The sequence below is a fragment of the Streptococcus lactarius genome (assembly GCF_016642265.1).
In the GTDB taxonomy this organism is placed as follows: Bacteria; Bacillota; Bacilli; order Lactobacillales; family Streptococcaceae; genus Streptococcus; species Streptococcus lactarius.
This window is the reverse complement of sequence record NZ_MRXX01000012.1, coordinates 48,186-54,486: the sequence shown is the minus strand read 5'-3', so window position 1 is coordinate 54,486 and position 6,301 is coordinate 48,186. Positions and strand designations below refer to the sequence as shown.

General features: G+C 36.2%; 5 protein-coding genes. 1 reads left to right on the top strand and 4 read right to left on the bottom strand.

The annotated features are described in order from the left end of the window. Window positions 1-507 (top strand): LPXTG cell wall anchor domain-containing protein (locus BTU61_RS08630; protein ID WP_200773196.1); only part of this gene is annotated, 507 nt, incomplete at its 5' end. 194 nt (window positions 508-701) lie between these two features. On the opposite strand, the gene BTU61_RS08625 is transcribed toward BTU61_RS08630, so the two are convergent. From BTU61_RS08625 to BTU61_RS08610, 4 genes are all read right to left on the bottom strand, one after another. Further along, window positions 702-1,463 (bottom strand): hypothetical protein, encoded by a 762-nt coding sequence (locus BTU61_RS08625; RefSeq protein ID WP_200773195.1) that lies wholly within the window; start codon window positions 1,461-1,463, stop codon window positions 702-704. A 38-nt stretch (window positions 1,464-1,501) separates the two neighbouring features. Next, complete coding sequence (locus BTU61_RS08620) at window positions 1,502-2,665, bottom strand: hypothetical protein (protein ID WP_200773194.1); 1,164 nt, start codon at window positions 2,663-2,665, stop codon at window positions 1,502-1,504. 251 nt (window positions 2,666-2,916) lie between these two features. Next, window positions 2,917-4,401: a hypothetical protein gene (locus BTU61_RS08615; protein WP_234700131.1), complete on the bottom strand. Its 1,485-nt coding sequence runs from the start codon at window positions 4,399-4,401 to the stop codon at window positions 2,917-2,919. 110 nt (window positions 4,402-4,511) lie between these two features. Continuing rightward, entirely contained in the window at window positions 4,512-6,263 is a 1,752-nt protein-coding gene (locus BTU61_RS08610; protein ID WP_200773192.1) for an LPXTG cell wall anchor domain-containing protein, read from the bottom strand. Between the last annotated feature and the right edge of the window lie 38 nt (window positions 6,264-6,301).

Genomic DNA, 6,301 nt, shown 5'->3' with positions numbered 1-6,301 from the left:
AGTACAACTACTACAAAAGGATCAACCACTAGTACAACTACTACAAAGGAACCTACTACTAGTACAACTACTACAAAGGAATCTACTACTAGTACAACTACTACAAAGGAACCTACTACTAGTACAACCACTACAAAGGAACCTACTACTAGTACAACAACGACTCCAGAAGGACGACCAGTTGTTTCTGAGACAACGACTCCAGAGTCAACAACAACTACTTCAACACCTGAAGGACCAAGTACAACACCTGAAGGACCAAGTACAACACCTGAAGGACCAAGTACAACACCTGAAGGACCAAGTACAACACCTGAAGGACCTAAAAATACCACTACACCTGAAAATCCAACTGGACCGAAAGGTAGAAACAATGGTGGCAACAAAGGCGGTCGTAAAGGATTCTTACCAAATACTGGTGAAGTCGTTGCAACTGGACTTGTATTGACAGGTGCTCTTGTCTTGGCAGGTGCTCTTGTAATCAAACGGAAATTGACTGATAACTAATAGTATCATTAGGAACAGTCATTACTTCTATCAACCCCCTAACGAAGAAACTTCTACACTCATTCATAGAAGTTTAAACAAATAAGAGAGGACCGAGAGGTTCTCTTTTTGTATCCTGTTCTTCTTTAATGGTTAACAAAAATGGCTCAGGAACCTTCATCCTGAGCTATCTTTTTTCTATTTTACCTTTTTTACTAATCCAATTTCATAACCTGTCCATCCTTAACTTTGAAATTATAAGAGACAGATTCATGATCTTTATTTTTGAAATTCAGGTAATAGAAATCATAATCACCATCTGGAAGGTCACTAGCATCCAACTTTTTAGCGGCAGCTTTTAAATCCTTTTCCTGGATGGCTTGATCGTCTTCTACTGAGATCATCATACGAACCATCCCCTTTTGAATAAGGGTGGTGTACGGAATCTGGTAATAACCTGCGAAATCTTTCTTTCCTTCTTGCCTATTTTGAGCTGCCAGTTCTTCCAATTCTTCTGCAGCCTCCTTTTGATAAGAAGAGCTAACGTTGGGGAGAAAATGAAAATAAGAGAGAGTCAGGCCTAAATCCTGCTTTTTAAGCTTATCTAGTAGTTGGGCCTCTTTTTTCTGTACTGACTTCTGATCTGTAAAAACTTCTTTATAACTTGGAGTGGTTTGCCCATAGGGATCAGACCAGTCATTTTGTAAGAAAGCATGTACCTCAAGAGGTACGGTTTGACCGTCATAGGTTTTCTCCGAATAAGTAAAATCCACTTTATAACCTGGAATTTCTAAAGCCTGCCAGAAAAGGCCATTAATTTTAACATTCCCATGCAGACCAACTTTTGCAAGCTCACCGCTAACAACTTCCTTAGCCTTTTTGTAATCGCTCGGTGTCATGATCTTACAACTGGAAAGAAACAGGCAACAAAGAAAAAGTAGAAGACCCGCCAATAGTTTGAAATAGTTGGATTTCATATCCTAACCTCCTTATGGAATATACGAAATGTACGATCTCATTTTAGTTCTTTTGGACTCTCTTTGAAATATTTGAAAAACTCTTCTTTATTCTTTACAACATGTTCCTGACCATCTTTTGAATATTCTGCTGGAATTCTGTAATTGTAAAATAATTTTAAGGTATCCGAACCTCCCTTTGGATAGAACAGCTCTAGTATAGATATATCAAAGTTGAGGTCCTCCGGTCCAATAAAGTATAGGTAGCCTTCTTCACCCTTTTCATAATCTCCATCTATTTTCTCATTATGCCCTTTACTTAAAATAGAATAGACTTTCGGGTAAGCAGACTTTAATGGAATCGTCTTGTCTTCATCATTTTCTATTACATATTCTAAACGTGAATCTAAAAAAGAAATTGTTGGATCAAAATTATACTTCGGATTAGATTCAAATGGATGAGAAGCGTAATAATTTTCACTATCATCTTTTTGAAGTTGAGCATAATCTTTTCCTGATGAGGTTTTTAGTGAAATTTTCCCTGTTTGAACATTCATTAAGCCAACTTGTGTATTGAATTCCGTCTCCACATGAATGTCGCCTGGATTAACCCAATATTTATCCTTTGTCCCTTTTAATATATCTATGGAAAGATAGGTTTCTTGATCATCCTTATCATAATAAAGAGTACCCGTACGTCCGGCCATCGGAATATACTCTTTATTTAGTTCTCTTACAATTTTGAACATATCAAAAGTTTTCTTTTTTATTTTATTATCTGCAATGTCATAAATATCAATCAGCCAGTATTCTCCTTTTTCCGGTTTATTACTCCTATTAATGATACTATCAACACGAGAACCACCGAGAGTTTTATACTTTCTATATAACCTAGAAGGAGTAACATTTGTTTTTAACTTGTAGCTTACTTGTGCAATATAATTTCCACGATGACTTCCATAGGTAGAGCTCACAACACTAATTTCCCTATCATAATTGTATGCCTCTAGAGCCTCATCCAATTCTTTTTTATTTTCCCATTGGATCGCAACTGCTTTCCCATCTCCTATAAATTGAGATGCAACCAGTTTAGGACGAGGTTTCCAGCTGATAAATTGTGTCACTTCCCGTTTATGAAGTTCATCCTTTAGAATCAATCCCCCAATTAGTAGGAGAAAAAATAGCAGTATATAAAATTTAAATGACTTCAAAACTTTCTTCATATCCTATTCTCCAATTCCATCTCTACCTTACTATATTTTTTATTAATGGAATATTTGGTTTCTTAAACTTCTTTGTCTCTAAATTTTGAAATGAATTCTTTAGACAGTTGTACGGTAGAAGCATACATATATATAAATTTGATCTAAATAACTGATGAGTCCATTGAATTCTTCATTGGCTATGGAGACTCCTTATCATTTCTTAACTAACTAGTTTTTACAATAGGCTAGCTAAAAATTAGGGTATTTCTCTATTTTTGAATAACCCATTTTGCATCACCATAAACAACCGTAAATGGTCCATCCCCATCTGTTAAATAATTAATTTTATATTTAGCTGACTCTCCAGCCTCAAGGACAGTTGGCTGTTTATAATTTAACGTGTTATTCAACATATAAGCAGATTTTCCCTGGCCATCATAGAGATCTACATTTGTATAATCTGGAGTATTTTCAATACGGAGAGGTGTTGTATTCGATAGGGTGAATTCGACGACCAGTCGATGTTGTTTTTTCGATTTATTGATACGGTCTTGATCATCCTGCACATCTAAATTTGGATCGTCTGTTACACTATTTAGTGTAACTTCTAATCCATTAGCAAATACAACTGGCTCTCCAATTGCATATTTTTTGACTGGATCTTTTGGATTAAAATTCTTTAATTTTTCTTTTATCTTTTGTCCATCACTATTACTTCCTGATGGAATTGTCCAAAAGATATTATTTTCATCTCCCTTACCATACTTATTTTCTCCCTTCATTTGTTGAGGGATTTGTAAGAGAATAGCCAAGTTTTTTGAATCTATTCGAATGTCACCCTGATCTGTCACCTCCATTTCAACCGTGAATTCTGTAGTGCGCAACTCACCACTACTATTAGTATAACCAGATGATGATCTTGCATTGAAATTTTGATCAACTAACTGTTGTAAAAGTGTCGAAAGCATAATATAGGAAATATGATCATCTCGATTTGTCTCTTTTTCAGCATATCTTTGATGCAATTCATCAAGCCACTCAAAGAACAGTTGATTGAAATCCGACCAATTAGGGTTTTTATAATAATAATCTCCTCTCATTAAGAGCTCTGGGAAGTAAGTTGGTACCTGAATACGAATGAATACTTTGTTGTCCTTAACTGCATAGCCTTTTAACTCATATTTTTTTTCAAATCTTAGAGCATTCGTCATGAGCTTTAAATACATAGGACCATATATTTTTAGGGGGTATTTTTCACCAAGATATTCCACATAAGTATTTGGATCAAAAGTACTACTATTTTTTTCTATTTTCGGGATAATATAATCATTCCAAAGGTGAGTATACATGCTCTCTTGATTTGTTGCCCCATTAGCCTTGACTACTGTATCTATTCTACTTTGATCTACGTAAACCCCTTCAATGACCTGCAGGGCCTTTTGAACTTTTCCCTCTTCATCGAGAGGAGCTTCATTTTGTTGCGGACTATATATAGAAATTCCATCGCTATCATCTGGCTTCATATATTGTGGAAGTTTTTCAAACGTTATGTATCTGCTACTGTTTTTTGCCTCCCAATCAAATGTTGCAGCTGGTCCAGTTTTATCAAAATGAATATTTTTCCGATCTATTTTCTTCTGTGCTTCTTTATTTGAAGAACCTTGTTTTTCTACAGTTCCTTGTTTGCAGGCACTCAAACATACTGGTATAAGTACCGAACATAAGACAAGGCCCCATTTTATATTCTTCTTCATTTCATCTCCTCCTACTTTTACCCTCATTTTACCATCAATCCCCTCTTTTGTCAGTCAAATAGATAAGAGGCTGGGACAAAAGTCCTAGCCTCTTTTATAAAACTATTTACTTAGCTCTCTGATTTTTTACTTTTTTTGAAAAGTGAAAGACCAAGGATTCCAGCTAAAATAGCAAGAAGATTCATAGCTGATGGTGAATCAGAAGTTCCTGTATTTGGTAACTGAGCTTTTTCCGGAGCTGATTTTTGCTCAGATGATTGAATTTTTTCTGGTTGAACAGGTTTTGAAGCTGGTTCTGGATTTGGAGTTGGTTTTGGATCCGGAGTTGGCTCTGGATTTGGAGTTGGATCTGGACTTGGTGTTGGAGCTGGAGTTGGAGTTGGTTTTGGATCCGGAGTTGGCTCTGGATCTGGCTCCTTCTCATACTCATAGACAACATGAGTTGTTCCTTCTTTTAACTGACCTGTTTCTGGTGCAGAAGTTGAAGAAACTCCAACTAGATTGTATTTTTGACCATCTACAGTGATAGAAGACGGACGCTCATTTATGTCCTCACCGATATTATAGGTCACAAGTTTTCCATCAGATCCATAAATAGAAGTCTTTGGTGTATCTGTATAGGTTGGTTTAAGGGATTGGTTTGTCCCCTTGACCACATAGTCGACAACAACATCACCATAGTTAAGCGCTGAAACATCTTGGTCAGCCATATCTTCAAACTCTGAGGCATAATAAGAAATATTTGGATTTCTATGTAATGTAAATATTTTTACATAATTGAAGAATGTTTCAGGGTTAATATTGGTATCGTGCGGAATAGTAGTCCAGTCTCCATTGTTAGGTGTGATATAAGTACTTGGGTTTGCAACAGACTTGATCAGATGACCGTTTTGCACATAACTATCATCGATTAAGGCTGGATTTTCTAAGCCACCATAACTTGGATTACCATCACTACCTAAAAATCCAACTACATGATTATGATATTCCTGAAGACTTTGAGAGCCTTCTTCGTAGGAACCACCACCTTCTTGACTAGATTTCCAATCCATACGGGCATCAAGAGGGAAATATTTTATTTTCTTTGCTTCTTCTAGTGGAATCGCGATACTTACCCGAACTGCCTGACTTTTAGCAAACAAAGTGTAAATAGTGTAAGTTGTAACTTTATCAAACTCGATACCAACAAGTCCAGGTATCCCCTCATATCCCACTACTAGAGGGGTTTTTCCTGCTGCTAATTCTTCTGCTCTAGGTATAACAGTAGGAGCTGGTCTATTCTCATCATCATAATTAATTTTTTTCATTGGAACATTTACAGAGACGGGATTTTCTTTTTCATCTCGAGTTCCTACTAATGTGAAATCAACTTTAGCATTTGGTATATTTGGAAAGCGAATTTCAAGGTCGCTTACTGACTGTCCATGATCACTTGAATGCATGGCTTTATATGCTACAGTATAATTGTATACTACACTTTTACCATCTTCGCTATAGTGGGCTGGCTGTCCCTCCACATTAACGTAGCCACCTTCATCAATGATATTTCCATTTTTTGGAGCAACTGCTCTTGTATCACTTTCTCTACCATTTTCAGAAACTGAGCTATTTACAGTACTGCTAGTAGAGGTTGCCTCCTCAGTAGTAGGAGTGGCATTACTAGCAACTGTAGAATTTTCATTCTGTTGTGCGTTCGCTGACGAGGTACTACTACTAGATGAGTTTGTTTGATCTGTTGATGATGCTAATGCTACAGGAGTATCTGTACCCCCATTTTCATCAGCTTTAACAACAGTCTGTGAATAAGCATTTAATACAAAAATAGAAAAGGATACAAGACCTAATTTCGTTAACTTTTTCATTTGATAAATCTCCTAAAATCAACTATAAAAAAACAACC

Coding starts and splice junctions, on each gene's coding strand:
- BTU61_RS08625 (WP_200773195.1), bottom strand. CDS start 1,463: ATGAAATCCAACTATTTCAAACTATTGGCGGGTCTTCTACTTTTTCTT.
- BTU61_RS08620 (WP_200773194.1), bottom strand. CDS start 2,665: ATGAAGAAAGTTTTGAAGTCATTTAAATTTTATATACTGCTATTTTTT.
- BTU61_RS08615 (WP_234700131.1), bottom strand. CDS start 4,401: ATGAAGAAGAATATAAAATGGGGCCTTGTCTTATGTTCGGTACTTATA.
- BTU61_RS08610 (WP_200773192.1), bottom strand. CDS start 6,263: ATGAAAAAGTTAACGAAATTAGGTCTTGTATCCTTTTCTATTTTTGTA.